This is a genomic window from Microcoleus sp. Pol7_A1 (assembly GCF_036701085.1).
Classification (GTDB): domain Bacteria; phylum Cyanobacteriota; class Cyanobacteriia; order Cyanobacteriales; family Microcoleaceae; genus Microcoleus; species Microcoleus asticus.
This window is the reverse complement of the sequence record NZ_JAUBQD010000039.1, coordinates 42,488-69,402: the sequence shown is the minus strand read 5'-3', so window position 1 is coordinate 69,402 and position 26,915 is coordinate 42,488. Positions and strand designations below refer to the sequence as shown.

Sequence of the window (26,915 nt, the reverse complement as noted above, 5' to 3'; positions counted from 1 at the left end):
CTCAATCGAATAAGGTTTCATTTTTTCCGCGATCGCTACTGAACACAGTGTACCACATATACATGGAATCTGCTGTAAGTGTGATCTTCAATACTGCATTGGCTTGCAACGGCTCATTGAACCAATATTCTCTGTACCACCTATCCTCTTCTATCGATTCTGAAATCATCATCATAGGACAGCCGGAAAATCGACCGCCCGGCTCTAAATTGACGCTCCAGGGCTGGCGCCCCTGTCCTTCCAAAACCACTATGCAATCTGGGTTGCTGGGTTGATCTTTGAGGAAATCATCACTAAGCTGAACCCAACTTGGGCGATGAACGCTGAGTCCTATAGCCATCTCAAGCCGCTCCAAGTCACGATGCTCTATGGATTTTTCTAGGAAGCTTGTAACTTCAATCTCGATATTTTCCGTGATGTGCTCAAGCAGTACCCGGAAATCAGTGACCAAACAAGCCAGTTCATCATCGGCTGTGAACCCCCAATAACTGGCATAGCTACCATCCCCGTATCCACTTCCAAATGCGATCGTATTGCCCCCAGTATCAGGGTCTAGGGTAAGATTGAAAGTGTGCATATCGGGGTCTAGGGTGAGATTGAAGCCACTCTGATCCACAATTTGCTGAGATGGGTAGGTTAATAGAGTTACCAGCTCCTGAGCTGCTAGCCAGTCATCCAATTGAATCCTGTGGTCAATGGCACGCTCGACTAGACACTGCAATTCTTCATCAGAACGTCGCTCAACTACCTGAGCATCGACAAAACATCCCAGTCCCGCATCAACACCATAGGCAAAAAACTGATTCCGTCTTAACTCGGCCAAATCCTCACCTCGACGCAGAGCCATCTCCCAACGGACAGGGGATTCAGAGCAAAACTTAACCATCGCACAGGCAGTGCGCCCACTGTCAACCACACTTAGCAACACAGGATAGCGCCCTGGTGGAACGGTTCTGCTAAACGGGTCAACGTCTTTGCACCACAGCCAACCGGGGTCGCAAGCAATAATACGCCCTGAAGGTAAAACTAAGTCACCCGCCTGAAAAACATCACTGGTTATGGGACCCTCTGTGAGCGATTCGTAGACTTGATTGGGATCGAATGCTGCGATGAAGTTGGTATGAGTCTTTGGGGACATGAGGCGATCGCAGTTAGATAAAACTTTTTTACTACTCTAATATATGATTTGTGGTTCAATATCAAAGATTGCTTGGGTAAGCCATATCTATTTAACCGGACTTGATATGACTGGCATAAAATCTTAACCTGTATCGGATTGAGTGTCTGGTACCACTTGCAAAAGAATTACATTGCTGTGGCGATCGCGACTGAGCAAAAACTTAACTTCCCCAGTCGCACCGTTAACTTTAAAATCAGAATTAGCCAAAGTCTTAGCTAAGATAACTCGTCCTGCTTCACTGCTATAAAGTTAATCGCGATCGCCCACAGGTAAACTCAGTATAAACCCTGTTTGACCAAGTATGGCAGCATCTAGTTGAATATCGCCGCCGTGCGCCCGTGCGATTTCCCTTGCTAAACTTAGACCCAATCCCGATCCTTCGATTTTTTGGATCTGTGTGGAGTCGCCGCGATGGAAGCGCTCGAAAATGCGATCGCGCTCCCTCAAAGAAATATCTTGAGAGCTATTGACAATTTTGACAATTACTCTTTTTCCCTGACAGTTAGCCTGTAACCTGAGCCAACCCTTCGGTAAATTATATTTAATCGCATTACCAACTAGATTTTGCAAAATCTGCACCAGTAAATCGCGATCGCCCTTGATATATAAATTAGGAGCAATTGCCATTTGCACATCTAAATGCGGTGCTAGCAGTTCCATATCTTCGGCAATTTCCGATAGCAAAGCCGACATATTCACTTCAACCAAATGTAAACCCATACGTCCGGCATCGGCTAGAGAAAGTAAGAGAAGTTTACGGGTAATTTCACTCAAACGGCGCACTTCATCCAATAAGTTACTCAGGGTTTGCTGTACCTCAGAACCCGATTCAACTTGATGCAAAGCCCGTTCTAGTTGGCCTTGCAAAATTGCCAACGGTGTTTTCAGTTCATGAGCAGCATCTCCACTAAAACGAGAAGCTTGTTTAAAACTTCGCTCCAGACGTTCTAACATCTGATTGAACACAAAAATTAATTCAACAAACTCTATATCCGTTGAACCGACAGGGACGCGCCGATCGAGCCCTTGTACGGTAACATTGCGAATAGCCATCGTGAGTCGCCCAATGGGATACAGAATACTCCGCGATATCAACCACGCTCCACCTGCTACGAATAACAACACTACGGGAATAGAAAATAGAAAGATATTGCGAATCGATGCCATTTCCCGATCGATCGCTTGTAAGTTAACAGCGATCGCTATTTGAGTCTGAGGAGAATGAATCGCGCCCACACGCCAAACAGCCCTGCTAGTACGCTGGGTTGCTAGTTTAGCTTTGAAAACTCGAGGAAAATTCGGTCGATCGAATTGAGGAGGTCGATCGCGCGGGGGTCTTCTTTCTCTCGGTGAAAATGAATCCGGTCGATCGGGAGGTGGTGGATAAGGTGGAGGTGGTGGATAGGGTGGAGGGGGAGGTTCTAATTGAAAAGGTATTCTGGCAGGATCGGGAGGGGGTTGGGGCAGCGATCGCCATAATGAATTAGCATCAAGTTCATCTTGCCACTGGCTCGATCGGTATAGCAAATTACCATCTCTATCAGTCACCAGCAAAGCCGCGGTTGTTTCCCCATCATTCATTCCTAAAACTGAGGGCAAAGAATCACTATAAACATCCCATTGCGTCGATTGCGGGCGGGTAGATTGGATTAACTGATTCTTGATTTCAGCATCAAGACGTTTTACCTTAGCATCGTAAATCAACCACCACGAAACAATACTAAAGCCAATCAGAGCAACACTTGCCAGAACAGCAGATAATAGAGTAATCCGAAAACGAAAAGATTGCAGTTTCACGATGGGGAATCTGGTTTGCGAAACCGATAGCCAACGCCGCGCACGCTCTCAACCCATCCTGTACCGCCGATCGGTTCAATTTTCTTGCGAATGCGTTGAATACATACATCTACCACATTCGTATTCGGATTAAAATCATAACCCCAGATATGTTCGAGGATTTGCGTGCGGGTGAGTACCCGGCCGGGCGATCGCATCAGATATTCCAACAGATTAAACTCGCGGGTTGTAAGTTCTACCGCATGGCGATCGCAGGTAACTTCTCGCAGAATGCGATCGAGCTTAACTGGACCAACACTCAGAATATTTTGGCGATCGCCCGAAGCACGCCGCACCACAGCATAAATCCGAGCAACTAACTCCTCAACAAAAAACGGTTTAGCTAAATAGTCATCAGCACCGAGATGTAACCCTTCAATGCGATCGTCTAGTTCATTGCGAGCAGTTAATAAAATCACCGGTACGTTGCGTCCAGCCTTTCGCAGATGTTTGAGGATAGATAATCCATCTTTTCCGGGCAAAACAATATCCAGGACGATCGCATCGTACTCATTATCCATCGCCCGATCGTAGCCATCATTGCCATTATCGCAATAATCCACAACAAAACCTTGTTCTTTCAAGCCGATACAAACAAAATTGGCAATTTTTTCTTCATCTTCAACGTATAGAACATTCATAGATTTACCGATTCGGTTGCGATTATACCGCCATCAGGGATTTACTTAAATTACAAAACTGTAATCCATCCGCACTGGTGCAGGTAATGTTTGGGGAATTTGATGTAGTTATAAACATTTTTAGGTCGGCGATCGTAACTCTCATGAAAATTGCTTCAATGCTCGCATTACCTGCTACAGCCTTGCTGCTGGGATTTAGCAGCTTGACTTTCCCCGATCGGACTACAGCTAATTCTAATACTGTACTAGCCCAGAGCCAGCCCGAACCCAGTCAAGAGCGCAGACATCCGCCCCGTATAGATTTTCCTGCTGCTGCCAAACAATTAGGAGTCACCGAAGCCGAGTTAATCGAAGCTTTGGGCCTACCCGCCAAACCGCCGGAACCGCCAAGCGAAAATAATCGCCCGCCCAGCCCACCGCCCCGTCCTCGTTTAGATATTCCCGGTGCAGCGAAAAAGTTGGGAGTCACTGAAGCAGAGTTGATTAAAATTCTGGGCATTCCACCGCGTCCACCGGGCGATCGTAATTTACCTCAAAATTCGGAAAAACCCTAATTTCTACAGATTACAAAACCGTAATCCTAGGACAGGGGTAAATGTCATATTCAACCAACTTAATGATTGTAGAGACTAACTCAAAGGTCGATCGAGAATTCATTTCTTTAGCCTGACAACTGATTCAAACTTAGAAAACTAATTCGGGTAATTACATCATGCCACAACTATTTCCTAATTCAATCAATGCACCGGGCAACCAACCACCTCAAAATCAAGGCGCACCGGGTAACCAACCACCTCAAAATCAAGGCGCACCGGGCAACCAACCACCTCAAAATCAAGGCGCACAAATTACCAATTCTGCTCTACCTTCCCAAAATCCAACTCCACCCCCTCCGCCAGCTAACAGTATTAGCACCACAGCAGGAAACGACAATATTACCGGAGATAGTTTAGATAACTTCATTCTAGGTAGTAGCGGCACTGATAGCATAATTGGAGGATTAGGCACGGATACAATGAGCTATCTTTCCCTTACCAGCAGCATTAGCCTTGAGGCGAAAGGTATTGTAGATAAAGGCGCAGCAGGTACAGATACCCTGCAAAATATAGAACAAATAATTGCTCCTTTAGGACAGAGTAATACCATCGATGCTTCTACAGGCAGCGGCACAGCTTCTATTAATGTGGATTTGTCGCAAAATCGCTTGGCGGTTAACAATCTACCCGGTATCGGCACTCTGAATTTTACGGTAGAGAATTTCGTTAACGTCACAGGTACTCCGAATGTAGATGTCCTTACCGGAAACATCCAAAACAATTCTTTAGTAGGAGGAGATGGTAACGATACACTCTCAGGTTTGCGCGGCAATGATACCCTGATTGGAGTCAATCCATCAAGTGCTGCACCGGGAAGCAATGAAACCGATGTACTGATTGGGGGTCGAGGTAGAGATATTTTTGTTCTCGGTGATGCGGCAATTAGCTACTATCAGGGAACAGGAGTTGCGCTGATTCAGGATTTCCAACAAGGAATCGATCGCATTCAGTTAAGCGGGAATCTTTCCAACTACAATATAGTTGGTAACTCCATCAATTTGGCTGGTACATCTGACCAAATTGCTGTCATTCAAGGCGGCTTTACTCTTGATAGTTTCATATTCGTGTAATATCAATTCCGGCTGCACTCCTTATCATACCTAGGAAACGGCAGTGCCGTTTCCCTACCCAAAATAATATTGTAGGGAAACGGCACTGCCGTCTCCCTATGAGACATAGGACACGGCAGTGCCGTTTCCCTACCCAAGATAATATTGTAGGGAAACGGCACTGCCGTGTCCTAATTTCTAATTTTATGCAAACGCCGATCGCTCTTTAATCCAATCGAGTAAAATAGGATTGACCAATTCCGGCGCTTCATCCTGGGGACAATGACCTACGCCTTCCAGCGCAATAAACTTTTCAACAGCCGGAAACTTTGCCAATTCTCGCCCCAATGCGATCGGCTCCCAAGGGTCGTCCGTACCCCACAAAATCAAAGCCGGACAGCTCAAACGCGGCAACAAATCCTCCGGTAGCGGCCCTTGAGAATAACTGATAAATGCTACAAATACTTCGACTGCACCGCTATCTCGGGCAGGTTTCAGCAGCATATTTACCAGTTCGTCGCTGACAGCTTCAGGACGGCGATATGCTTGTAAAAGCACTTTTTTTACTGTTTTTGGCGTTGCTAATTGTTTAAAAAATAATTGACTTACCCACTTGACATTTAAAAGTTTTTGTGCTATTGGCGCTCCCAAACTGCGATACCAAGGCAATTCGGCGCGTTTGCGATCGTGCAGCAACCGCAAGGAACAATTGATTAAAATTACGCCAGAAGCAATATCGGGAAAATCAACAGCCGCTTGCATAATTGCCACACAGCCGATCGAATTTCCCACCAAAAAAGCCGGCCCGCCCGCAACTTCCCGACAAAAATCAGCAATTAGCTGTCCCCAAGTTTCAAAAGTATAGTCAATCTCAAGTTTGGGCGCTGGTTTAGCAGAACCGCCAAAACCGATGAGGTCGATCGCATAACAGCGGCAATCAGCAGCCAGCGCCGGCAAATTCTTGCGCCAGTGGCCCCAAGACGCGCCGAAACCGTGGACAAAGACCACCGCAGGCCCCTGCGAACCCGCAGCCTGGTAGCAAATCGGAAAGCCTTTCCACAGCCAAGTTTGAGGTGCAACAGCAGTTGACGAAGTGGGAGTAGAAAATGTCATGGGATTTTAGATTTTAGATTTTAGATTTTAGATTTTAGATTTTAGATGAATGCAAGGCTGCAAAGGACTCAAGTCATTACTACAAACCCTATCGCAATTCGAGGCAACCGCTAGGACATAAATCCCAAACCCTCATCCCTCTTCCCTCAGCGTCATCAGCGCTCTCTGCGGTTAATACCTCTTCCTTCTTCCCTCTTTCCTCTTCCTTCTTCCTTCTTCCCTCTTCCTTCTTCCCTCTTCCTTCTTCCCTCTTCCTTCTTCCCTCTTCCCTCTTCCTTCTTCCTTCTTCCTTCTTCCTTCTTCCTTCTTCCTTTGCAGTTAGAGCCGATATTATGTCAGGATTAAAGATGCTGACTTGTTTGCCTTATTGAAATTTCCCTTATGCCAACGATCATTTCCACTGCTGTCGTACCGTTTTTGGGGTCCGAAATTGTACCAGACTACGACACCGCCAAAGTAGTAATTTTACCAATTCCCTACGAAGCTACCACCACTTACCGCCGGGGGTGCGAAAACGGGCCGGCGAAACTTCTAGAAGCTTCTCATCAACTCGAATGCTATGACGAAGAATTGGATTCCGAAGTTTGCTACGATGTCGGAATTTATACAAAAGAGCCGATCGCCGATACTCGCAACAGACAACTGGTTTCATCCTCAGAAATGCTGCAAGTCACCCAAGCCGCAGTCCACCAGCTAGTTACCGAAAATAAATTTGTCATCTCCCTCGGAGGCGAACACAGCATCACTGCAGGCGTTGTCGAAGGTTATCGCCAAGCATACCCGGATGAACCTTTCACAGTCGTGCAAATCGACGCCCACGGGGACTTGCGGCACGAATACGAAGGCTCGATTCACAACCACGCCTGCGTGATGCGGCGCGTTGTCGATATGGGCTTACCGACACTGCAAATCGGGATTCGCGCTATCTGCAAGGAAGAAGCCGACTTGATTAAAGCAAAACAGCTAAACGTGATTCGAGCTCGCGAAATTGCTACTCAACCGGATTGGGTCGATCGGGCAATTGCCAGCATCACAACTAAGCGAGTATTTTTGACGATCGACTTAGACGGCATCGATCCGACTTTAATTCCAGGGGTGGGAACGCCCGAACCGGGCGGGTTAAATTGGTATTCCCTCACCGGATTTTTGCGCCGCGTCTTCGAGTCCTACGAAGTAATCGGGTGTGACATTATGGAATTAGCACCTGTTGTAGATTCTGTAGTCTCAGAATTTACCGCCGCCAAATTAGCATACAAACTTATTGGATATCAAGCTCTGGCTCAAGGTTGGCTAAAACAGGGCGAGGAATAAACGGGTAAGAATGAGTTAAAATTGGCTGCGGGCAAGGCTAGAATTAAGACAAAGCCCAAAAACAGCCAATTTTATAGATACCAGGAGTTTCATCTTTCTTTCGTTGCAAATACCGATCTTCATACCCTCAAAAAATGAGTTTACTAATGGAAACAACCGGCACTCCGATTAACGGCTACGCTCCCGATTTTGAACTGCCGGGAGTTGACGAAGAAGTTCACCATTTAGCTCGCTATTTAGAAAAATATCGAGCTATTGGGGTGATATTTATGTGCAATCACTGTCCTTACGTGAAGTTGTATCTAGATCGCCTGAAAGAAATTCAAGCAGCTTTTCAAGATCGAGATGTTACTTTAATCGGGATTAATGCTAATGATGCAAACCAGCATCCCGACGACAGTTTTGAGAACATGAAAATTTTTGCAGCCAACAATCAACTCAACTTCCCGTACATCCGAGATGTTGCTCAAGATGTGGCTGAAAGTTTTGGGGCTTCTAAAACGCCGGAGGTTTTTTTGTTAGACCAAGACGGCAAACTGCGCTATAAAGGTTTAATTGACGACAACGCCGACGATTCGGCGGCGGTGCAAGTTTCTTATTTGCGGAGTGCGATCGACCAATTGCTCAACAACCAACCCGTGGAGCCTTCAACTACAGAGGCGATCGGCTGTTCTGTCAAATGGCGAGAATAGCGAGGTTTAAAATTAACAATCCTGGATGCAGAACCTAATTATGTAGGGGTGCGCACTGCGCACCTTATCGCTTTAAGTAGCGTCTAACTTCTGTTAACGAACCCCGAAGAGCGCGAAGCCAGAAAGAGAAGAAGATACTTTTATAGTGGTTTCCGAGTAACTTAAAATTAAAATTAAAAACTATTTTCGGTGAACTTAAAAAATACACGCATTCTCGGTTTGATTGTCGGAACCCTTGCGGCGGTAGCACTGCTGATTAGTTGGAACTTATTTCAGAGTGTTTCTCCAGTTGCAACAGCCCAACAGCGCACGTCTTTAACCGTATCTGCGGCTATCAGTCTGTCGCCAGCCTTCGCAGAAATCAAGACTGTTTATCAAGGCAGCAACCCCAATATTACTATCACTTATAATTTTGGTGCTTCCGGCGCCCTCGCACAGCAGATCCAGCAGGGAGCCCCGGTAGATGTATTCTTGAGCGCTGCTACCAAACAAATGGATGCTTTGCAGCAAGCTAATTTGCTGATTAACGACACGCGGCGCAATTTGCTGACAAATCGCCTGGTTTTGATTACTCCTAAAAATGGCATAGTTTTGAGCGATTTCAAACAGTTAACAGATGCTAGAATCAAGAAAATTGCGATCGGCGAACCGAAAAGCGTACCTGTGGGCCAATACGCTCAGGAAATGCTAACTAAGCTTGGATTGTGGCAGCAACTCCAGCAAAAATTAGTGCTAGGAAATAACGTCCGCCAAGTGCTGACATTTGTCGAAAGTGGCAATGCGGATGCTGGCATAGTTTATGCGACTGACGCCAAAGCATCTGACAAAGTAACTGTGCGGCTAACGGCTGCGGAAAATTTGCACTCGCCCATTGTTTATCCGCTGGCAGTTATCAGAAACAGGCGCAATCCCGCTGCTGCAAAAGCGTTTGTTGACTTTTTAGCGGGCGATCGAGCTAAAATAGTATTTCAGAAATATGGATTTGGCATAGTTCGATAACTAACTAATTCGGGATTTTTTACCGCTGATGAAAGCAGATAAGCGCTGATTAACGCGGATTTATTTATAGATGGAATTTGATATTTCTCCGCTCTGGATATCTCTAAAATCCTCCACTATTGCGACATTTCTCACCTTTTTCCTGGGAATAGCCGCCGCCCGGTGGATGCTTTCAACTCGCATCAGAGGTAAAGCTTTGATTGAAGGCATTTTGATTTCTCCCTTAGTTTTGCCGCCGACAGTAGTCGGATTTTTGCTGCTGATGCTGTTTGGGAGAAATGGGGCGATCGGTCAATTTTTGCTACAATTCGACTTTACTATAATTTTCACTTGGCAAGCCGCCGCCATTACTGCCACAGTTGTATCATTTCCCCTCATGTACAAAACTGCTTTGGGAGCTTTTGAGCAAATTGATGCCAATCTTCTCAACGCTGCTCGCACTTTGGGGGCCTCGGAGTGGCAAGTCTTTTGGCGAATTATGTTGCCGCTAGCATGGCCGGGAATTTTAGCAGGAACTATTCTCGCATTTGCTCGCGCTTTGGGTGAATTCGGCGCGACGCTGATGTTAGCGGGGAATATTCCCGGACAAACTCAAACTATGCCGATGGCAATTTATTTTGCTGTGGAAGCAGGGGATATGAGGCAAGCTGGTATTTGGGTTTTGATTATTCTGAGTCTTTCTTTGAGCGTGCTAACTGCTGTTAATTTTTGGACTGATTTACAAAGGATATCGCCCAAACCGAATTCGAGCCAAAGACTGCACTCAAATCTTCCCAAAGTCGCGTCTCCTTGTACCACAAAATCACAAAAACAACCGGAAAGCGGACTTTGTTTAAACATTTTTAAACCTCTCTCTGGCTTTGCCTTGGATGTCGGCTTTGATATCGGCTCGGAAGTGCTGGGAATTTTGGGCGCGTCGGGTTCTGGTAAGAGCATGACTCTGCGCTGCCTCGCTGGTTTGGAAACTCCCAGCAGCGGTAAAATTGCCGTCAACGGCAGGGTTTTATTTGACTCCGCACAGGGCATTAATGTACCTTCTAAAGACCGCCGCATCGGTTTTTTGTTTCAAAACTATGCTTTATTTCCTCACCTGACAGTGGCTGAAAATATTGCGTTTGGCTTGCAGCATTTATCTGAAAGCGAGCAAAAAGTTCGGGTAAAAGAACAACTAATTTCGGTGCAAATGTCGGGACTGGAAAACCGCTACCCGCACGAACTTTCGGGAGGCCAACAGCAGCGGGTGGCTTTGGCGAGGGCGATCGCCCCTTCTCCAGAATTGCTGCTGTTAGACGAACCGTTTTCTGCTTTGGACACTCACTTGCGCAGTCAACTGGAACGCGAGTTAATGCAGACTCTGGCTAATTATCGGGGAATTACTTTGTTTGTCAGCCACAATTTAGAGGAAGTTTACCGGCTGTGCAAAAATCTGTTGGTGTTGGCTGAGGGAAGGCCGATCGCCTTTGATACCAAAGAGAACATTTTCGATCGCCCTGGCAATTTCACTGTCGCCCAGTTGACTGGCTGCAAGAATTTCTCAGCAGCTAAACCGATCGCAGAAACTCTCGTGGAGGCGATCGACTGGGGCTGCACTCTGACTGTAGTCGAACCAATTCCCAAATCTCTAGTTTCTGTGGGAATTCGGGCTCATCAACTGAGTTTTGTTAGCGGGTGCGATCGTGAAAATACTTTTGCTTGTTGGATCGCCTCGACTGTGGAAACTCCGCACCGGGTGACATTATATCTCAAATTGCACTCGCCTCCCAATGATTCCCAAGATTATCACTTGCAAGCCGAAGTTTTCAAAGAAAAGTGGAGGGCTATTAAGGACAATCCTTTTCCCTGGTATGTTCATTTCGAGCCAATTAGGTTAATATTAATGGAGGCATGAGTTAACTAGCAATATACCGTTAACCGTCAACACTCAACAGTTAACAGCTAACCGTCAACACTCAGCAGCTAAATACATCTTAACCAAACATCAAATCATGACTGAAAAAGTTCAAAAAACCGACGCAGAATGGCAACAACAACTCACGCCTGAACAGTTCAAAGTTGCCCGAAAAAAAGGAACGGAAAGAGCTTTTAGTGGCGAATATCACGACAACAAAAAAACCGGAACTTATAAGTGTATTTGCTGCGGCACTGAGCTATTTAAATCAGAAACAAAGTTCGATTCCGGTACCGGTTGGCCGAGTTTCTACGCTCCCGTTAGCGAAGAAAATGTCAAGTGCGAGTCGGATAACAGCTTGTTCATGCGCCGAACAGAGGTACTGTGCGCTGTTTGCGACGCTCATCTCGGTCACGTATTTAACGACGGGCCGAAACCTACCGGTCAGCGTTACTGCATGAATTCTGCTGCTCTTAATTTTGTCCCCAAGGATTAAATGTAGTCAACCGTTCTCAGTCAACAGTTCTGGAACAGGCTTTTGGGTCTGTTCTGGGTAATTGATGTTCAAAATGCACCCATGCTGCTATCTTATGGTGGAGGCAAACAGAGTAAAAAAATAGTGGCGGCATGGGGATGGTTTATCAGCGGGTTTTGCTGAAGCTCAGCGGTGAAGCGCTGATGGGCAGCTTGGGCTACGGCATCGATCCGATAGTCGTTCAGTCGATCGCCCAGGAAGTGGCCAAAGTCGTGTCCGAAGGCATTCAAATCGCGATTGTTGTCGGTGGCGGCAACATTTTTCGCGGGGTGAAAGCTGCTTCGGCAGGTATGGATCGGGCAACGGCTGATTATGTGGGCATGATTGCTACGGTGATGAATGCTATCACTTTGCAGGATGCCCTAGAACAAGTAGGAGTGCCAACGAGGGTGCAATCGGCGATCGCCATGCAAGAAGTAGCTGAACCCTACATCCGGCGGCGGGCGATTCGCCACCTCGAAAAAAAACGAGTAGTAATTTTTGGTGCCGGTTCTGGCAATCCTTTTTTTACTACGGATACTACAGCCGCTCTGCGGGCGGCTGAAATTGATGCAGAGGTGATTTTTAAAGCTACTAAGGTAGATGGGGTGTATGATTCCGACCCCCACCTCAACCCCAACGCGCGCAGGTATCAAACCCTCACCTACGGACACGTCTTGAATCAAGACTTGCGGGTGATGGACAGTACCGCGATCGCCCTTTGCAAAGAAAATAATATTCCTATTATGGTATTTGACCTCTCGGTGTCGGGCAACATCTACCGAGCTGTAATGGGAGAATCTATTGGAACTCTTGTCGGAGGTTTTTGTGAAGTTAGCTGAAGCAGAAGATCATATGCAAAAGGCAGTTGAGGCTACTCAACGGTCTTTTAATACTATTCGGACGGGACGGGCCAACGCCTCCCTCCTCGATCGAGTCATGGTAGACTATTACGGCTCTCCAACTCCGATCAAATCCCTTGCCAATATTGGCACGCCGGATGCGACCACGATCAACATTCAACCGTTCGATCGCACAGCGCTCAACTCGATCGAAAAAGCGATTTCCCTGTCTGATGTAGGACTCGTTCCCAACAACGACGGTTCAGTTATTCGCTTGAACATTCCGCCGCTGACGAGCGACAGACGCCAAGAATTTGTCAAAATGGCCAGTAAGTTTGCTGAAGAAGGTAAAGTTGCAATTCGCAATATCCGCCGCGATGCCGTTGACTCGATTCGCAAGCAGGAAAAAAGCAGCGATATCTCTAAAGATGAATCGCGGGACTTGCAAGATAAAATTCAAAAGCTGACGGACAAGTACATTGCCAAAATAGAAGAAGTTCTAGCAGCGAAAGAGAAAGATATCACGACAGTTTAGGGAATGGGAAATTGGGCCTGGGGAATAGGAATAGTTTTGAGATTGCCGAGAGCCGGCCGCGGACAACGCCCAGACTCTCGATGAGTTGTGATTTGTGAGTTAAAAACTCAAGATTTAACGCTCATAAGTTAGCAATTACCAGTTACTAATTCCATGTTCCCCACAACCAATTACCAATAACCAATTACCCATAACCAAAAATGTTTGATGGCATTATTGTCGGTGCAAGCCCGGCAGGTAGCACAGCAGGTTATCACCACGCAAAGCAGGGATCTTCTGTTTTGGAAAGAACCAAAACTCTGTTCGATCGCAAGTTTAGAAACTCGCTCAATCAAAGGCGATTCGCTCAATTTCGATTTTGGTACTATTAAAAAAGGTTTTATCTGGAGCTTTCCCAAAGCTGACGGCTACTCTTTGAGTATGGCTGCGATGCGCGGCGACAAGCCAAAAGATATCAAGAAAATTTTGGCCGACTGCGCCACTAAGTGCGGTGCGGATGTTAGTGTCAGCAACGTGCGGGAACACCCCATGAGTCTGCGGGATGCCGATCGCCAATTGCACTCGCAAAATATGCTGCTCGCAGGAGACGCAATCTGTCTCGCCGACTCTCTCTCCGGCGAGGGGATTCGACCTGCCCTATTTAGCCGATTTAAGGCTGCTCAGGCGATATATCGAACTCTTGGAGGTGCCGGCGACGCTAAGGAGCAGTATACTCAAACGATCGCCCAAAAATAGGGAACTGATATGGTTTGGGCCGGTCGCTTGGCTAGAGCCTTCTATCAGTTTACAGGAGCTGCTTGCAGAGCGGGCGTCAAATTGCTGATCGCTACTCAGTTGATAAGCAAAATTTTGTGCGGTGAACTGCGTTATGCTGATATCGCTAACCGCGCTCTTAAAAAGCTGATACCGTTTTAGGACAAAGAAAGAAGGAAAAAGGAAGATTCTTAAATCAATTCCTTATTCTTCATTCCCAATTCTTAATCGTTAATTTAAAAATAGGAATTACGCACTATTCCTCAGAAAGCCAGTTGATTCCTAGATTTTTTGTGGCCAAGCCCAATTTTTTCCAATAAACGGGGTTCAAAAGCGTAACTTCTATTTTAAATAAAGTCGATGCGAGGCTTTTTTAATACCAGCCCCGCGCTGCTTGTAGAATCTAATCTCAAATACTCTTGACAAAAAGTGGTTTGATAAGTTACTAAGAGTGCGGTGAGGTGCTTTAGGCGCACCATGAATAATTACATTCTACCTAAATCCTGTAAAATATAAAATCTCAAATCTAATGATAATTTATTTTTATAAAGTAGAGGAGCCTTACGGCTGCTTTTCTAATTTTTCACTACACGACATTAGTCTGCACGGTCAACATTGGTTGACTGTGGAACATTACTATCAAGCGCAAAAATTTGTCAGCACTGATGAAAGATTAGTGGCGACGATTCGAGCCGTAGCAACTCCCCAGGAAGCCGCCAAATTAGGTCGCGATCCCAACCACCGGATTCGTGCTGATTGGGAAGCGGTGAAAATTCCTATTATGCGCGAAGCAGTTTTAACTAAGTTTCTCGTTCATACAGACATTCAAGCTATTCTCCTCGCCACAGGGGATCGAATGATTGTCGAGGATTCGCCAACAGATTACTACTGGGGGTGTGGCTGCGACCGAACCGGTCAAAATCATTTGGGTAAAATTCTGATGAGCGTGCGCAAGGAAATTAGTCAGCGCCTTGCGGGCTGATAAAAATTCAAATTCTTTCGTTCGTTATCATTGTATAAACTTTTACAATAAATGTCAAACTATCCTAACAATCAATAGTTTTGATAGTAAGAGTTTAATATTGCGAGAAATTTATAAGAGGATTAAAATAATAATAATTATTATTTGCTTAAGTCGCTCAGCAGGTTGAAGGCAGGGACTCAACCAGCGCGATCGCAGATTTTTATGATCCCAAGGCGCCAAAGGCGATAGACCGTCGTCTCTCACCAGTGCGCCACCGATTAACTGTACAGATCGGTTGAATCAAAAACTCAGGGTGGTGCATTTGAGTTTGAGCGCTCCAACAGCACATCAAAACTTTTTATTATCATTGTATAATTACAAAAGGAGATTTATTATGCAATTCACAGAAAATACGCAAGAATTACATCATAAACTAGACAGAGAAGTTTTGGTACGGCGGATAACAGAACGCATCCGCCAATCTTTAGAATTAGAAGATATTTTAACCAGTACGGTAGTAGAAGTGCGGTCTTTTTTGAAAACAGATCGCATTATGATTTACAGATTTAGTGTTGACGGGAGTGGAGAAGTTGTTGCTGAGTCAATTAATAACAACCGTCTCCCTTCCTTGAAAGGACTGCACTTTCCAGCAGACGACATTCCCGCACACGCCCGGGAGATGTATGTGAGTATGCGCCTGCGGACAATCATAGATGTTAACTCCGGGACGATCGTCCTGAGTCCCCTTGATGTTGCAGACACCGGTCAACCTTTAGTAAATGAAGAGATGCACTACCGAGCGCTCGATCCTTGCCACACAGCTTACCTGATGGCAATGGGAGTGCAATCTTCCTTAGTCGTCCCGATTTTGCACCGCACGATCGCGTCAGAAAAAAGCAACACACATATCTGCGATGCCCGGACCTGCTTGACTCGATACGAGCCAGGAAACAATCAAAAAATTCACATCGAACTGTGGGGACTTTTAGTGTCTCACCACTGTGCGCCCCTCAATATTTCACCAGCAGATTTAGAAGTAGTTCAGCTCGTATCAGATCAATTGTCTAGTGCTATCACCCACGCGCTCCTCCTCCAGCAAACCCGCTGTCAAGCCACCCGGGAAGCTACCGTGAGCCGCATAGCAGCCCTGTTGTACGGTCACGCTAACATTCAACTGCAACAAGGTTTAGAAGCCACCGTCACCGCTTTGGGCGGCAGTGGCGGCAGACTCTATCTCAACCCCCCCAACCTCAAGGGTGAAAAGTTATCAGTTCCCAAGATCGATCGAGCATTTTCCATTACGCCTGCCCAAAGTGATGCTACCTTTGAACTTTTCGCCACAGGAGAACAGCCCACACTTCCCGACTGGGAAATAGTCAAGGCGATCGAAGCTCATCCTCTCTGGCAGCAATGGCTAACCAAAGGATTCAAAAATACCGAAGAAATTCCTAAATTCCCAATTCTTACTAATGCTCAATTTCCAGTTTGGATAATTACAGACTTATACAAAGAACCTTTATTTAGAGTTTTAGTTCCCGCTTTCCAAACTACTAAAATTCGGGGTTTGCTGGTAATTCCGCTCCACTACCAACAAAAAATAGTCGGCTGTTTGACCATTTTTCGCAATGAAATTGATACCGAAAAAATGTGGGCGGGGCGCTTTGATAGCAGCGCTGCACAAAGGCTTCCCAGACAATCCTTTGAACTCTGGCGAGAAATTAAAAAAGGTCAGTCACCAGAGTGGAAGTCGGAGGATATAGAGCAAGCTTTAGCTATAGGTAGCCAATTTTGTGCGGCAATTGGGCAGTACGTTCTTTATAAAGAAGTCCAAGCCCTAAATGCCAACTTGGAGCGTCAAGTTCAAGAACGCACCGCCCAATTGCAAAAATCCTTGGACTTTGCCCAAGTATTGACGCGAGTTAGAGACCAGATTCGCAGCACCTTAGATTTAACAACCATACTGCAAACTATTGTGCGAGAAGTCAGAGTTTTGTTGGATACCGATCGCACGGTAATCTACCAGTTTGCAGAAGACAAACAGGGCGAGGTAGTTGTCGAAGCTGTTTGCGGCCAGTGGCGGTCAATTTTAGGTATAACATCTCCACAAGAATGCTTTACCGAAGCCTCAGACTGCTTTTCTCAAACCGGGCGGGTGCGAGCAATTAATGATATTTATACTGAGGATTTAACAGCCTGTCACCGCGAGTTTTTGGAAGATTTGCAGGTGAGAGGAAGTTTAATTGTGCCCATGAGGGGCAAAGATTCCCAATTGTGGGGGTTGCTGATTGCCCATGAGTGTTCGGGGCCCAGAGTTTGGCAAACAGCAGAACAGGAATTGGTGCAACATTTAGCGGCTCAAGCTGCGATCGCCATTCACCAAGCAGAACTTTATCAAGAAAGTCTCAATGCAGCAACTGCCGATCGATTAAAAGCCGAACAGCTAGCTAAAACCCTCACAGAATTGCACAATACCCAAGCCCAACTGATTCAAACCGAAAAAATGTCCAGTCTCGGACAACTGCTGGCGGGAGTCGCCCACGAAATCAATAACCCCGTTAACTTTATCTACGGCAATCTGTCCCACGCCAGCGAATACACCAAAGATTTGCTCTGCTTGGTGGCACTCTACCGCCAGCACTACCCCAATCCCAACCAAGAAATTAGCGAGTGCTCTGAAGCAATCGACATCGAATTTCTTGCCGAAGATTTGCCAAAAATTTTGGGTTCCATGACAGTCGGAGTTGACCGGATACGCCAGTTAGTTGTATCTTTGCGCAATTTTTCCAGGAGCGATCAAGCCGAGAAAAAAGCTGTTGACATTCACGAGGGCATCGACAGTACCCTGTTGATTTTGCAGCACCGGATTAAAGCCAATTCAGATCGCAACACCGTAGAAATTATTAAAGAATACGGCAATTTGCCCTTAGTAGAATGCTATGCCAGCTCCCTCAATCAGGTATTTATGAATCTGATCGGCAATGCCCTTGACGCCCTAGAAATGAGACAAAGAGAGCGAGTTATGAATCTTCCCTTTCCAGTGGCAAGTGGAGCGGCGACACATTTAAGCTCGCAAAAACTGGCTGTCGAGCCACTAGATATAAATGCCAGCACCGAATGTTTGATTCCTGATTTCCCATCCCCTTGCATTCGGATTCGCACCGAATTAATCGATGAAAAAAGGGTAGGAATTTATATTGCCGACAACGGTCACGGTATCCCCAAAGAGTTAATCTCTCACATCTTTAATCCGTTTTTTACTACTAAACCCGTCGGTCGGGGCACGGGTTTAGGACTGTCTATCAGTTACCAAATAGTAGTTGAGAAACACCAAGGCGTACTCAAGTGTGTTTCTATACCTGGCCAGGGTACAGAATTCAGGATCGAGATTCCACAGAATTAGGTAACTGTTAAGGCAAGATCAACTTCACCAGAACAGAACCGATCGAACCCAGAAGACTCATAAAGTCGCCGCGGCTGGCAGTGCGGGCTTCCGTAGGCTTTTGGCGCGCCACAATGGCTTCGGCTAACTGCTTTGACAACTCCTGACCTTGGGGATTTCCTTGAGCTGCAAAAAGTTGGTTTGCTCTTGCAGCGTCTTGAGTCGCGCCGGCGAAGTCTCCCAAGTCAGCGCGAGACATACTGCGCGCAAAATAAACGGCTGCTAAATCCGATTTCAGATTCAGTGCTTGATTGTAATAATCAATGGCGTTTCTGTAGTTTCCCGCTTGAGCTTCCAGCACTCCCAACCGGTAGAAGTCTTCAGCCGTGCCGATATTGGTTGGCATTCCTCTAACTCCGAGCAGTTGCGCGTTAGTTAAATTGGCGTTGAGCAAATTGGCGTCGCTGAGATAGGCACTTCTCAAATCAGCACCGCTGAGGTTTGCCCCCGTCAGGTTGGCCCCTGTCAGGTTGACGCCAAACAGGCTGGTGCCGCTGAGGTTGGCACCGCTGAGGTCAGCCCCGGTGAGGTTGGCTCGGCTGAGGTTAGCCAACCTCAAGTCAGCACCTTTGAGATTGGCTCCTGTTAAATTCGCTAAGACCAAGCCCGCACTGCTGAGGTCGCAGTTGGGGCACTCTCTGGTGGCTAGTAATTGTTGCGTGTGTTGGATGTTCTCGGCGGGTGCAGGAGCGATCGGGGCGATCGCGCTCAGCAGCGTTGCAGCAGCGAGGATTCTGAGTTTCATTTTAACCGTCCAAAATCCAAAATATTAAATCTAAAATAGCTTTTATCGAAGCAATTGAAAATCACCATAACACGAGTTAACCAACAAATCCTTTGGCTCGCCGTATGTAGGAGTTCTGTGCGCCATCAGCACCCTACATTGAAGTTATCCGCCTTACCTTAGTGTCAAATAAACACTTCCCTGCCAATAAATTAGGGTAATGAATTACTCATTACCCTTTAGCCGCGGTTCTCGGCAACCATAAAAATTAACAAATAAATTACTCGTGAATCGTGCCGTCGGGCATCGTCGTACCCTTAAGATATACTCCGCTCAGGTTGACTTTTGTAAGGTTTGCTCCCAACAGGTTTGCGCCGCTTAAGTCTGACGCACTTAAAATCGCTTCAGTCAAGTCTGCCCTAATTAGATTCGCCCCCATTAAGTCAGCTCCACTGAGGTCTACTTTGCTTAGGTTTGCGCCAATTAAATCGCATTCTGTGAGCACTGCCCTGCGCAAGTTTACTCCGTACAGATTTACTCCGTGCAAGTCTGCACGGCTGAGTGTTGCCCGAGATATGTTGGCTCCAATTAAAGTTGCTTGTATCAGGGAAGCTCCGCTCAAGTCTGCTTTGCTGAGGTTCGCTCCCATCAACTCAGCTCGATTCAGGTTAGCTTCAGCTAAAAGTGCTTCTGTGAGGTCGGCTCCACCTAAGTCTGCTCTGCTCAAATTAATCTTGCACAAATTGGCTTTGCCAAAGTTGACTCTGTTGAGTTTGGCTTTGCTGAGATTGGCTCCAATCAGGTCGGCTTCATACAGATTGGCTCCAATCAATTCTGCTTCGTAGAGGTACACCTCGTGCAGGTAGACCCCGCTAAAATTTCTTTCTCCTATTGCGTATAGCTTGAGCAGTTCGTCAACGTTCATTGTGGCTTCTCTACACCTTTTAAATGAAGAATACTGTCAGCAAGCTGGTTACACCGGATGTTCTGCTATTTTAGATTTTAGGTTCTGAAAGATTCAGACTCATGGTGAGACTTCCCTCAATCTGCAAGGTTTTAGGTGGAAAGTCCGATCGAACCCATAACTTTTTGTGGCTAGTTGAGCTTACTGAGTCTTAACGTGATTTAGATCACTAATTGGTGTTAGTAGTATCACATAGGAACCACAATTTCGATCACAGCAGGCTGGAAAAAATAGCCGATACTTATACAAGAATGCTGAGAAATTGACAATGCCACCCTCGTCGTGTTTTACTCAACTGGCGATCGAGCAAGTAGTTTCACAGATAATTGTCCGCTTGCTGTGAAAGTCGGTTGCAACGTCACTCGGCGCTAGCCGCTCCGGGCGATCGGAGAGTAGATATATCAGGATTTCTCGCACAGCGAAAGTCAGAAATGCACTTCTGGTAGTAGGAGAATGTCTGTATAAAAATGCGATCGCTAATGTACAGACAAAGCCTGTTTGCTATCATCTAATGACTAACAATCACCCATACGTTCGCAAAAAATACCAATCAATAAATACAAAAAAACCATGATATAAATATTTAACAATAAGAGCAAAAATGGTATTCCTTAAAAGTCACCTATTCAGCTAATGTTACAGTCGCTCGGTTAACGGCTGCTATCAGTATTAGCAATGATGCTTGTCTATCAAATACAAAACTGACCCAGGAACCCGGTTTTTTACCGAAAAACTTCGTTGCAATCCTTGCTCCAGGTTAAAAAAATCCGCTTTCTGAGCGTTTCAGTGCGTCCAAGAATCAAAAAGTTTAATGAGAGCGCTTTTTTTTGTATTGCTTGATGGCAAACAAAAGGCGAGCATTTAGGAGCGAATTTTGCTCCATTCTCAAACAAAGGTATTGTATAACCCTAATCGTGAGGTAATTGATATGGCTGGAGTATGTAAACTTAGCATTACAGAGACAAGTGAAGAACTAAAAAACTTGTTAAATGAACAAAAAACGGCAAGTGGCTTTCAAAAAATTCAAGCACTTTACCTGTTCAAAATTTCTCATGTTAAGACAGTTAAAGAATTGGCAATGACGATCGGGGTAAACCGAATTACAGTGCAGCGGTGGCTGAGAAAGTACCGATCTGACGGACTCGAAGGACTCCTCGAAACAAAGCACAGCGGCGGCCGCAAGCCGGCCATTCCTCATCTGGCCCGCGCTAGTTTGGCAATGCGCCTCAGCGACCCTCAGAAAGGCTTTAAAAGCTATGGAGAAATTCAAGAGTGGTTGCAGGAGGAATACAGCATTGAAGCTTCCTATAAAGCGGTTTACGCAACAGTCAGATACCACCTAAAAGCCAAGCTGACAAAAGTCTAGAGACTTCATACCAAGTCCGATTAATCACCGATTATCTAATGGTTTGCAGTCAGCTTTTGAAGTTTTTGAGTAGTTCCGCCGTCACGACAAACCTGACTAATTCTTTTTTAACAAAACGCGCTCTTATACACTGCGGGGCATAGAAATTATATGCGGCGGCGATTGGGGTGAGGGGGAGAAAATTTGACGCTTTTCCCGCGTTTGTGAAAAATGTTTAAAAAATTCGCCAGAAATCATAACTTGCAAGTTTTGTCTAATTTGCAGGTTTTGTTATATGGATGTAAAAATTGGCAGGGGCTAAGGCAAAAATCGATCCAAAGCCGCTTTCAACTCTTCTATTTCGGTATCAATATTGCCTTCTTTCGCGGCTCTGGCGATGCACTCAGTTAAATGTTCGTCGAGAATGATTCTCGCTACGCGATCGAGCGCTCCTCGAACCGCAGCAACTTGCACGAGAACTTCGGGACAGGGACGGTTTTCTTGCACCATAGTTTTGATGCCGCGGACGTGTCCCTCAATCCGAGACAAGCGATTGACCAGCCGCCGCATGGATTCTTCATTGTGAAGGTGAGGGTGGGCTGATTTATCGTCGTGATGGTGGTGGGAATTTGAGGCTACGGATTTGTCAGTAGAAGTATCAGATATAATCATCGGGGTTACAAGGGCAATTTTAAAAGTTAGAAAAAGTTAGAATTGAGAATATGTTGAGTTTGTACTGGCTCCTGACTCATGTATTGTAACTGTTGTATTGTAACTGTCAAAATATATTTAGGATCTTCATAGCGACAGATTATTGATTCCGCACGATCGAATACCTTTACTAGACTAACCCAGAGTAACCAAGATTGACGCTATGCCACTATTTAAGTTTTTTCGCCCCGCGCCCCGAACCGTTGCTCCTTGGTTCGCACTAATTTTAGGAATGACCATCGCCCTGAGTGCTTTAGCGATCAATGCTGCACCCGCTGCCGCCGTTGATGGCACCAATCCGCCCAACTTAGAGTTCCAGAGTTCCCCCGCCACTCCCCCGAATCCGCAACTGTTAGCGCTGCGGAGTCCAGAACTACCGGGGGATACCGGCAGCTTTGTCACGGCCGCCGTCGATCGAGTCGGGCCGGCCGTTGTCCGTATTGATACTGAGCGGACTGTCAGCCGCAACCTCGACCCCTTAATGGAAGATCCCTTCTTCCGCAGATTTTTGGGAGAAGATTTACGCAGCATGACCCCCAGACAAGAACGCTTACGCGGTCAAGGTTCCGGCTTCATCATTGACAAAAGCGGGATTGTTTTAACCAACGCTCACGTAGTTGACAAAGCCGATCGAGTGACTGTCACCTTAAACGACGGCAGGACATTTCCAGGAGAAGTGCAAGGTACTGACGAAGTAACAGATTTGGCTGTTGTCAAAATTAATACTAAGCAATTCGACTTACCGACTGCCACCTTGGGAGATTCCGACGCGGTGAAAGTAGGAGATTGGGCGATCGCCGTGGGAAACCCCCTCGGATTTGACAACACCGTCACCTTGGGCATTATCAGCACCCTCAAACGCTCTAGTGCAGCCGTCGGCATTCCCGACAAGCGCCTTGATTTCATTCAAACCGACGCCGCCATCAATCCCGGCAATTCCGGCGGCCCCCTGTTAAACAGCAGAGGAGAAGTGATTGGCATCAACACGGCGATTCGAGCTGATGCAATGGGTATTGGGTTTGCGATTCCGATCGCCAAAGCCAAGGCCATCTACGCGCAGCTAGCCAAGGGAGAACAAGTCAGCCATCCGTTTTTGGGGATTCAGATGATTGCTTTGACTCCTGAAATGGCCAGAGAGAATAACGCTGACCCCAATGCTCCTTTGATTGTCCCGGAAGTTAACGGAGTGTTAGTGATGCGAGTTGTGCCAAATACGCCTGCTGAGAAAGCAGGGATTCGCAAAGGGGATGTGATAGTTCAAATTGACGGTGAGGGAGTGACTGAGGCCGAACAGTTGCAAAGTTTGGTGGACAACAGTGAAATCGGTCAAATTCTAAAACTGAAGGTGCGCCGCGGTGCCCAGATTAAAGAAGTCGCCGTTCAAACTGCTCAATTGCAAGATTTTTAGAAGTGAAAAGGAAGGGGGTAAACTGTTAGAAAACCTTTCCTTCTTCCTTCTTCCTTCTTCCTTCTTCCTTCCTCTATATGACACGAATTCAACTTGCCTATCCCAAAATTCCAGATAGTAAAAATTGCCCTAATGAACAGTGTATAGCTTTTGAGAAGTACGATGGTACTAATTTGCATTGGGTTTGGGAAGTAGAACTCGGTTGGTATGCTTTTGGTACGCGCCGCAGTAGATTTGATTTGGATGAGATGGGAATTGCAGAATTTAACGCTGCACATCCAGGTTTAGAAGCAGCACCTGAAATATTTAAGATAGATTTTGCTAGTCCCTTAGAGTCTATATTTCGAGATAACGAACAGTATCACTGCGCTGAAATTACTGTGTTTACAGAGTTTTTTGGTGCTAATTCGTTTGCGGGAATGCACCAAAAGGACGATCGCAAACAATTGGTGCTTTTTGATGTGGAAACCGATCGCGGTATGGTTGTTCCCGATCGGTTTATTCAGGACTTTGGTAAATTAAATATTGCGCGAGTGATTTATCGCGGCAAACTGACAGGCAAGTTTATGGACGATCTTCGGCAGGGGAAATACGGTGTGGATGAAGGCGTTGTGTGCAAGGGAGGCCGCAATGCTAATAATCTGTGGATGGTGAAGATTAAGACTGATGCGTATATGCAAAGATTGCAGGAAGCTTTTAAGGATGATTGGGAAAATTACTGGGAGTAATATCAAACTGATAGATCGACTGTCACAAGCCAAAGTGGGAGATATCGGCAATCTCCTTGGATTTGACAATACCGTTGCGTACCTCATCAGGAATTAAAGTATATTGGTCGTAATCAATAGACAGCCAATAAAAAAATCAGGGAAGATTTAGTTATGACATCTGTGGAGCTTGAAAAAAAAGCCATGACTGAAGAAGATGTGGCAAAGTTATGGGAAGCCTTCAAAGTATTTGACGCGGACGGGAGCGGTGGTATTTCATCAGAAGAACTGGGTCAAGTGATGCGATCGCTAGGCCAGAGTCCTAACGAAACCGAGCTGCGCGACATGATTAAGGAAGTAGACGTAGACTTGTCGGGCAGTATCGATTTTGAGGAATTCAAAATGCTGATGGTGTCCCAGCAGGGCGATCGCCAAAGTCGTCTCAAAATGGCATTTAGTGTATTTGATGAAAACGGTAGCGGTCAAATCACCAGAGACGAGCTGCACGGCGTGATGAGCCAGTTTGGGCTGACAGAGCAAGAGCTCGATGAGATCATCAAAGAGGTAGACCATGACGGGGATGCCTCAATTGACTTTAAGGAATTCTGCAAACTGGTACCGGATGAGTCAGAGCTCACAACCGGATATCAAGACTCACCCGTTCCGATTGTCGGTACACAGACAACCGAGATTTCAGACAGTACAGCGGCTGCGATCGCAAGTACAGCAACTGCTATCAACGAGGCAGCTTCTGCCAATATTGAACCTAATCTAGAAGAAGCACCCACCGATAGCAATCCAGAAATAGCGCGGCTAAAAGAACTACTCGCGCAACACCCACAAGCTGAGAACAAGCGCGGTACCTCCCGCTTGCAGATGCAGATTGGTTTGTTTCGTCTGATCCAGGGAGCAGCCTACCGCAGCTTCCGCGAGAGTTTTTCCGCCAACCACGAGACTCACCTGCGCGTGAGAAACTTGCCATACAGAATCGCTGATTTTGTACAATTTGTCAGGAGTGCGATCGCGCTTTATAAAGGATTAGGTGTAGTAGAGTCTGCGTGCAACCCTGTACTGGATGCAGTAGTGAAATCGATCGAAGATGAATATGCCAGACTGCAAGCTCGCATCAAAAACTGGAAGACTATAGAAAAAACTCCAGAAATGTTGGCAGAACAAAAAGCCATGTTGGAAGCGCGGGGTAAGTCTGCCAGCGCCAAGGAAAAGTTTGCGGCGGGAGTTGAGTTTGCAATCACCATCAAGAAGAAAAGTCTTAACTTGCGGGACATCGCCGAGGGTGTGCTTGCCGTCAACGAACTCAACCGATTGAGAAAAATGGAACTGAGTGAGGAAATGGCACCGCCACCAGCCCAATCCGAGGGAGATCCCAAAGAGTACCTGAAGAAGTGGAACCGAGTCATCCTCTCGGATGCCTCAGAGGAAATCGATGGTGCGATGATGCCAGTCGCCTATTGGTATGAAGACTTTATGCCGAAGCTGCTGGCTGCTTTCAGCGTCAGCACAGCAGCAGACATCCCCTTGAACACGGTGGCTGACGAAGCAGCTTTAAACCAGTGGTACGAAGCCACTAAAACGTCAGGGGAATTTGGGCGCTATGGGGCGGATGTTGTAGAAAGCTTTCCCAAATGCGCTCCAAAACAAAAGCTAATGCTCAAACAGGCATGGCGATTGACGCACAACTACCTGAACGGGGTACAGAAACGGCGCGAACGCTTGGAGTTTGGGCGGGAGTCTGGCGAACTCTCGCAATATGTATCGTTCATTGACGTTTATATCGATCGCAGTGAAATAAAGAATTCACAAATGCGCGTCAGCTTCCCTTACTATATTGGCCCTGCGGTTTGGCGTTTCTTCCACACTACGGCTGAAATCGTCTCTACCAAGACCCCCAAACAGCAAAAAACTCTGGTGGCAATCTTCAAGGACTTCTTCAAGCTGTTTGCCACTATGTATCCCTGCCCCTACTGCCGCCACCACCTCAACGCCTACGTCGTGCAGAATAAAGAGGTGGAAATGTACCCTGTGGAGTACCTCGTGCTTGGGCGCGACCCGCGTCTGAATGACTTTGAGGTATCAATGGAGGCGAAGCTGTCCACCGTAGTAGATGGCGCTTCCCTGCGCTTATTCTTCTGGAAGCTGCACAATACTGTCTCCTCATCAATTGCGCGATCGGAGGAGTGGTATCACAAGGATGAGAAAGCATTTTATACCACTCGTTATTGGCCCAGCATTGACTCTGAGCTAGCACGAGCCAACGCCCTCAAACACATCAGCATTGCCACCGATCGGATGTACCGCCTCTACGGTATGCTCAAGCCCGCGGCACGACTGACAGGTGTGAGAGCAACATTGCAAAAGCTGTTGGATAAGAGGGATGAGGAAGGCATCAAGGAGGCCTGCTTAGTTGCCCAAGATTACATCAAGGAGTTGGAGGAGGCGATCGTCACCGGACAATTCCTACAAGAGACATACTACTTTGACCCTGACCTTGTGGATCGAGCTCCAGTCTTTAGTCCTGAAGAAGAGCAGTTTGCTCGAAGCGGTGTGTTCGTAGAGGTTGCTTAGATATCAGCCAGTAAAAAGTTAAGTTTTTAAGCTTAACTTTTTACCGATTATAAAAAACTAGACAAATTAACGTGATTAACATTCTGAGTAGATTTATAGCAGAAGGAAGAACAAAGAAGTC

The 26,915-nt window shown here is 46.4% G+C and carries 24 protein-coding genes; 16 read left to right on the top strand and 8 right to left on the bottom strand.

All coding sequences use genetic code 11. The features are described from left to right. Nucleotide 1: 1 nt before the first annotated feature. The 4 genes from QUA20_RS20765 to QUA20_RS20750 form a co-directional block, all read right to left on the bottom strand. Nucleotides 2–1,138 carry a DUF4241 domain-containing protein gene (locus tag QUA20_RS20765; RefSeq protein ID WP_333190927.1) on the bottom strand — a complete coding sequence of 379 codons (1,137 nt, stop codon included), beginning with the start codon at nt 1,136–1,138 and terminating at the stop codon, nt 2–4. Nucleotides 1,139–1,261: 123 nt separating this feature from the next. Further along, nucleotides 1,262–1,387: a hypothetical protein gene (locus QUA20_RS20760; protein ID WP_333190926.1), complete on the bottom strand. Its 126-nt coding sequence runs from the start codon at nt 1,385–1,387 to the stop codon at nt 1,262–1,264. A 42-nt stretch (nt 1,388–1,429) separates the two neighbouring features. Further along, nucleotides 1,430–2,977, bottom strand: coding sequence for an ATP-binding protein (locus tag QUA20_RS20755; protein WP_333190925.1), 1,548 nt, complete (start codon nt 2,975–2,977; stop codon nt 1,430–1,432). After that, entirely contained in the window at nt 2,974–3,657 is a 684-nt protein-coding gene (locus tag QUA20_RS20750; RefSeq protein WP_333190924.1) for a response regulator transcription factor, read from the bottom strand. Before QUA20_RS20750 ends, QUA20_RS20755 begins: the two co-directional genes overlap by 4 nt. Before the next feature lie 143 nt (nt 3,658–3,800). Here QUA20_RS20750 and QUA20_RS20745 point away from each other — a divergent pair, with 143 nt between their 5' ends. Beyond that, complete coding sequence (locus QUA20_RS20745) at nt 3,801–4,211, top strand: hypothetical protein (protein WP_333190923.1); 411 nt, start codon at nt 3,801–3,803, stop codon at nt 4,209–4,211. Between the two features lie 158 nt (nt 4,212–4,369). Continuing rightward, complete coding sequence (locus QUA20_RS20740; RefSeq protein ID WP_333190922.1) at nt 4,370–5,323, top strand: M10 family metallopeptidase C-terminal domain-containing protein; 954 nt, start codon at nt 4,370–4,372, stop codon at nt 5,321–5,323. A 183-nt stretch (nt 5,324–5,506) separates the two neighbouring features. Here the strand turns inward: QUA20_RS20740 and QUA20_RS20735 are convergent, their stop codons facing one another. After that, nucleotides 5,507–6,415: an alpha/beta fold hydrolase gene (locus tag QUA20_RS20735; RefSeq protein WP_333190921.1), complete on the bottom strand. Its 909-nt coding sequence runs from the start codon at nt 6,413–6,415 to the stop codon at nt 5,507–5,509. Between the two features lie 381 nt (nt 6,416–6,796). Here QUA20_RS20735 and speB point away from each other — a divergent pair, with 381 nt between their 5' ends. The 10 genes from speB to QUA20_RS20685 all read left to right on the top strand — a co-directional run bounded on the left by speB (nt 6,797) and on the right by QUA20_RS20685 (nt 18,313). Then, nucleotides 6,797–7,726: an agmatinase gene (gene speB / locus QUA20_RS20730; RefSeq protein ID WP_333190920.1), complete on the top strand. Its 930-nt coding sequence runs from the start codon at nt 6,797–6,799 to the stop codon at nt 7,724–7,726. 134 nt (nt 7,727–7,860) lie between these two features. Further along, nucleotides 7,861–8,418 (top strand): thioredoxin family protein, encoded by a 558-nt coding sequence (locus tag QUA20_RS20725; RefSeq protein ID WP_333190919.1) that lies wholly within the window; start codon nt 7,861–7,863, stop codon nt 8,416–8,418. Nucleotides 8,419–8,607: 189 nt separating this feature from the next. Further along, on the top strand, nt 8,608–9,417 hold the full coding sequence (gene modA, locus QUA20_RS20720) for a molybdate ABC transporter substrate-binding protein (protein WP_333190918.1): 810 nt from the start codon (nt 8,608–8,610) through the stop codon (nt 9,415–9,417). Nucleotides 9,418–9,487: 70 nt separating this feature from the next. Continuing rightward, nucleotides 9,488–11,305 (top strand): molybdate ABC transporter permease subunit, encoded by a 1,818-nt coding sequence (gene modB, locus QUA20_RS20715; protein ID WP_333190917.1) that lies wholly within the window; start codon nt 9,488–9,490, stop codon nt 11,303–11,305. A gap of 97 nt (nt 11,306–11,402) precedes the next feature. Further along, nucleotides 11,403–11,801: a peptide-methionine (R)-S-oxide reductase MsrB gene (msrB, locus tag QUA20_RS20710; RefSeq protein WP_172190869.1), complete on the top strand. Its 399-nt coding sequence runs from the start codon at nt 11,403–11,405 to the stop codon at nt 11,799–11,801. A 131-nt stretch (nt 11,802–11,932) separates the two neighbouring features. Next, a complete protein-coding gene (gene pyrH, locus QUA20_RS20705) occupies nt 11,933–12,661 on the top strand; it encodes a UMP kinase (protein WP_216670679.1) in 729 nt (242 codons plus the stop codon). Continuing rightward, nucleotides 12,648–13,196 carry a ribosome recycling factor gene (gene frr / locus QUA20_RS20700; protein WP_172190871.1) on the top strand — a complete coding sequence of 183 codons (549 nt, stop codon included), beginning with the start codon at nt 12,648–12,650 and terminating at the stop codon, nt 13,194–13,196. The genes pyrH and frr overlap by 14 nt, the downstream gene beginning before the upstream one ends. Nucleotides 13,197–13,403: 207 nt before the next feature. Continuing rightward, on the top strand, nt 13,404–13,931 hold the full coding sequence (locus tag QUA20_RS20695; protein WP_333190916.1) for a hypothetical protein: 528 nt from the start codon (nt 13,404–13,406) through the stop codon (nt 13,929–13,931). A 547-nt stretch (nt 13,932–14,478) separates the two neighbouring features. Next, complete coding sequence (locus QUA20_RS20690; protein WP_333190915.1) at nt 14,479–14,931, top strand: NADAR domain-containing protein; 453 nt, start codon at nt 14,479–14,481, stop codon at nt 14,929–14,931. 376 nt (nt 14,932–15,307) lie between these two features. Then, entirely contained in the window at nt 15,308–18,313 is a 3,006-nt protein-coding gene (locus QUA20_RS20685; RefSeq protein ID WP_333190914.1) for a GAF domain-containing protein, read from the top strand. Nucleotides 18,314–18,320: 7 nt separating this feature from the next. On the opposite strand, the gene QUA20_RS20680 is transcribed toward QUA20_RS20685, so the two are convergent. Next, nucleotides 18,321–19,097: a pentapeptide repeat-containing protein gene (locus QUA20_RS20680; RefSeq protein WP_333190913.1), complete on the bottom strand. Its 777-nt coding sequence runs from the start codon at nt 19,095–19,097 to the stop codon at nt 18,321–18,323. A gap of 259 nt (nt 19,098–19,356) precedes the next feature. Beyond that, nucleotides 19,357–20,001 (bottom strand): pentapeptide repeat-containing protein, encoded by a 645-nt coding sequence (locus tag QUA20_RS20675; RefSeq protein ID WP_172190875.1) that lies wholly within the window; start codon nt 19,999–20,001, stop codon nt 19,357–19,359. A gap of 967 nt (nt 20,002–20,968) precedes the next feature. Here QUA20_RS20675 and QUA20_RS20670 point away from each other — a divergent pair. Next, nucleotides 20,969–21,406 (top strand): helix-turn-helix domain-containing protein, encoded by a 438-nt coding sequence (locus QUA20_RS20670; RefSeq protein WP_333190912.1) that lies wholly within the window; start codon nt 20,969–20,971, stop codon nt 21,404–21,406. Nucleotides 21,407–21,703: 297 nt separating this feature from the next. Here the strand turns inward: QUA20_RS20670 and QUA20_RS20665 are convergent, their stop codons facing one another. Further along, on the bottom strand, nt 21,704–22,057 hold the full coding sequence (locus QUA20_RS20665) for a metal-sensing transcriptional repressor (protein WP_172190877.1): 354 nt from the start codon (nt 22,055–22,057) through the stop codon (nt 21,704–21,706). 202 nt (nt 22,058–22,259) lie between these two features. Between QUA20_RS20665 and QUA20_RS20660 the strand changes: the two genes are divergently transcribed. From QUA20_RS20660 to QUA20_RS20650, 3 genes are all read left to right on the top strand, one after another. Continuing rightward, nucleotides 22,260–23,504 carry an HhoA/HhoB/HtrA family serine endopeptidase gene (locus tag QUA20_RS20660; protein ID WP_333190911.1) on the top strand — a complete coding sequence of 415 codons (1,245 nt, stop codon included), beginning with the start codon at nt 22,260–22,262 and terminating at the stop codon, nt 23,502–23,504. Between the two features lie 77 nt (nt 23,505–23,581). Next, on the top strand, nt 23,582–24,232 hold the full coding sequence (locus QUA20_RS20655; RefSeq protein WP_333190910.1) for an RNA ligase family protein: 651 nt from the start codon (nt 23,582–23,584) through the stop codon (nt 24,230–24,232). A gap of 153 nt (nt 24,233–24,385) precedes the next feature. Next, nucleotides 24,386–26,794, top strand: coding sequence for an EF-hand domain-containing protein (locus QUA20_RS20650; protein ID WP_333190909.1), 2,409 nt, complete (start codon nt 24,386–24,388; stop codon nt 26,792–26,794). The last annotated feature ends 121 nt before the right edge of the window (nt 26,795–26,915 follow it).

Bases quoted from the DNA above. Each gene is read 5' to 3' on its own strand.
- QUA20_RS20765 (WP_333190927.1), bottom strand. From the start codon at position 1,138: ATGTCCCCAAAGACTCATACCAACTTCATCGCAGCATTCGATCCCAAT.
- QUA20_RS20750 (WP_333190924.1), bottom strand. From the start codon at position 3,657: ATGAATGTTCTATACGTTGAAGATGAAGAAAAAATTGCCAATTTTGTT.
- QUA20_RS20745 (WP_333190923.1), top strand. From the start codon at position 3,801: ATGAAAATTGCTTCAATGCTCGCATTACCTGCTACAGCCTTGCTGCTG.
- QUA20_RS20740 (WP_333190922.1), top strand. From the start codon at position 4,370: ATGCCACAACTATTTCCTAATTCAATCAATGCACCGGGCAACCAACCA.
- QUA20_RS20735 (WP_333190921.1), bottom strand. From the start codon at position 6,415: ATGACATTTTCTACTCCCACTTCGTCAACTGCTGTTGCACCTCAAACT.
- speB (WP_333190920.1), top strand. From the start codon at position 6,797: ATGCCAACGATCATTTCCACTGCTGTCGTACCGTTTTTGGGGTCCGAA.
- QUA20_RS20725 (WP_333190919.1), top strand. From the start codon at position 7,861: ATGAGTTTACTAATGGAAACAACCGGCACTCCGATTAACGGCTACGCT.
- modB (WP_333190917.1), top strand. From the start codon at position 9,488: ATGGAATTTGATATTTCTCCGCTCTGGATATCTCTAAAATCCTCCACT.
- msrB (WP_172190869.1), top strand. From the start codon at position 11,403: ATGACTGAAAAAGTTCAAAAAACCGACGCAGAATGGCAACAACAACTC.
- pyrH (WP_216670679.1), top strand. From the start codon at position 11,933: ATGGGGATGGTTTATCAGCGGGTTTTGCTGAAGCTCAGCGGTGAAGCG.
- QUA20_RS20695 (WP_333190916.1), top strand. From the start codon at position 13,404: ATGGCATTATTGTCGGTGCAAGCCCGGCAGGTAGCACAGCAGGTTATC.
- QUA20_RS20690 (WP_333190915.1), top strand. From the start codon at position 14,479: ATGATAATTTATTTTTATAAAGTAGAGGAGCCTTACGGCTGCTTTTCT.
- QUA20_RS20685 (WP_333190914.1), top strand. From the start codon at position 15,308: ATGCAATTCACAGAAAATACGCAAGAATTACATCATAAACTAGACAGA.
- QUA20_RS20680 (WP_333190913.1), bottom strand. From the start codon at position 19,097: ATGAAACTCAGAATCCTCGCTGCTGCAACGCTGCTGAGCGCGATCGCC.
- QUA20_RS20675 (WP_172190875.1), bottom strand. From the start codon at position 20,001: ATGAACGTTGACGAACTGCTCAAGCTATACGCAATAGGAGAAAGAAAT.
- QUA20_RS20670 (WP_333190912.1), top strand. From the start codon at position 20,969: ATGGCTGGAGTATGTAAACTTAGCATTACAGAGACAAGTGAAGAACTA.
- QUA20_RS20665 (WP_172190877.1), bottom strand. From the start codon at position 22,057: ATGATTATATCTGATACTTCTACTGACAAATCCGTAGCCTCAAATTCC.
- QUA20_RS20660 (WP_333190911.1), top strand. From the start codon at position 22,260: ATGCCACTATTTAAGTTTTTTCGCCCCGCGCCCCGAACCGTTGCTCCT.
- QUA20_RS20655 (WP_333190910.1), top strand. From the start codon at position 23,582: ATGACACGAATTCAACTTGCCTATCCCAAAATTCCAGATAGTAAAAAT.
- QUA20_RS20650 (WP_333190909.1), top strand. From the start codon at position 24,386: ATGACATCTGTGGAGCTTGAAAAAAAAGCCATGACTGAAGAAGATGTG.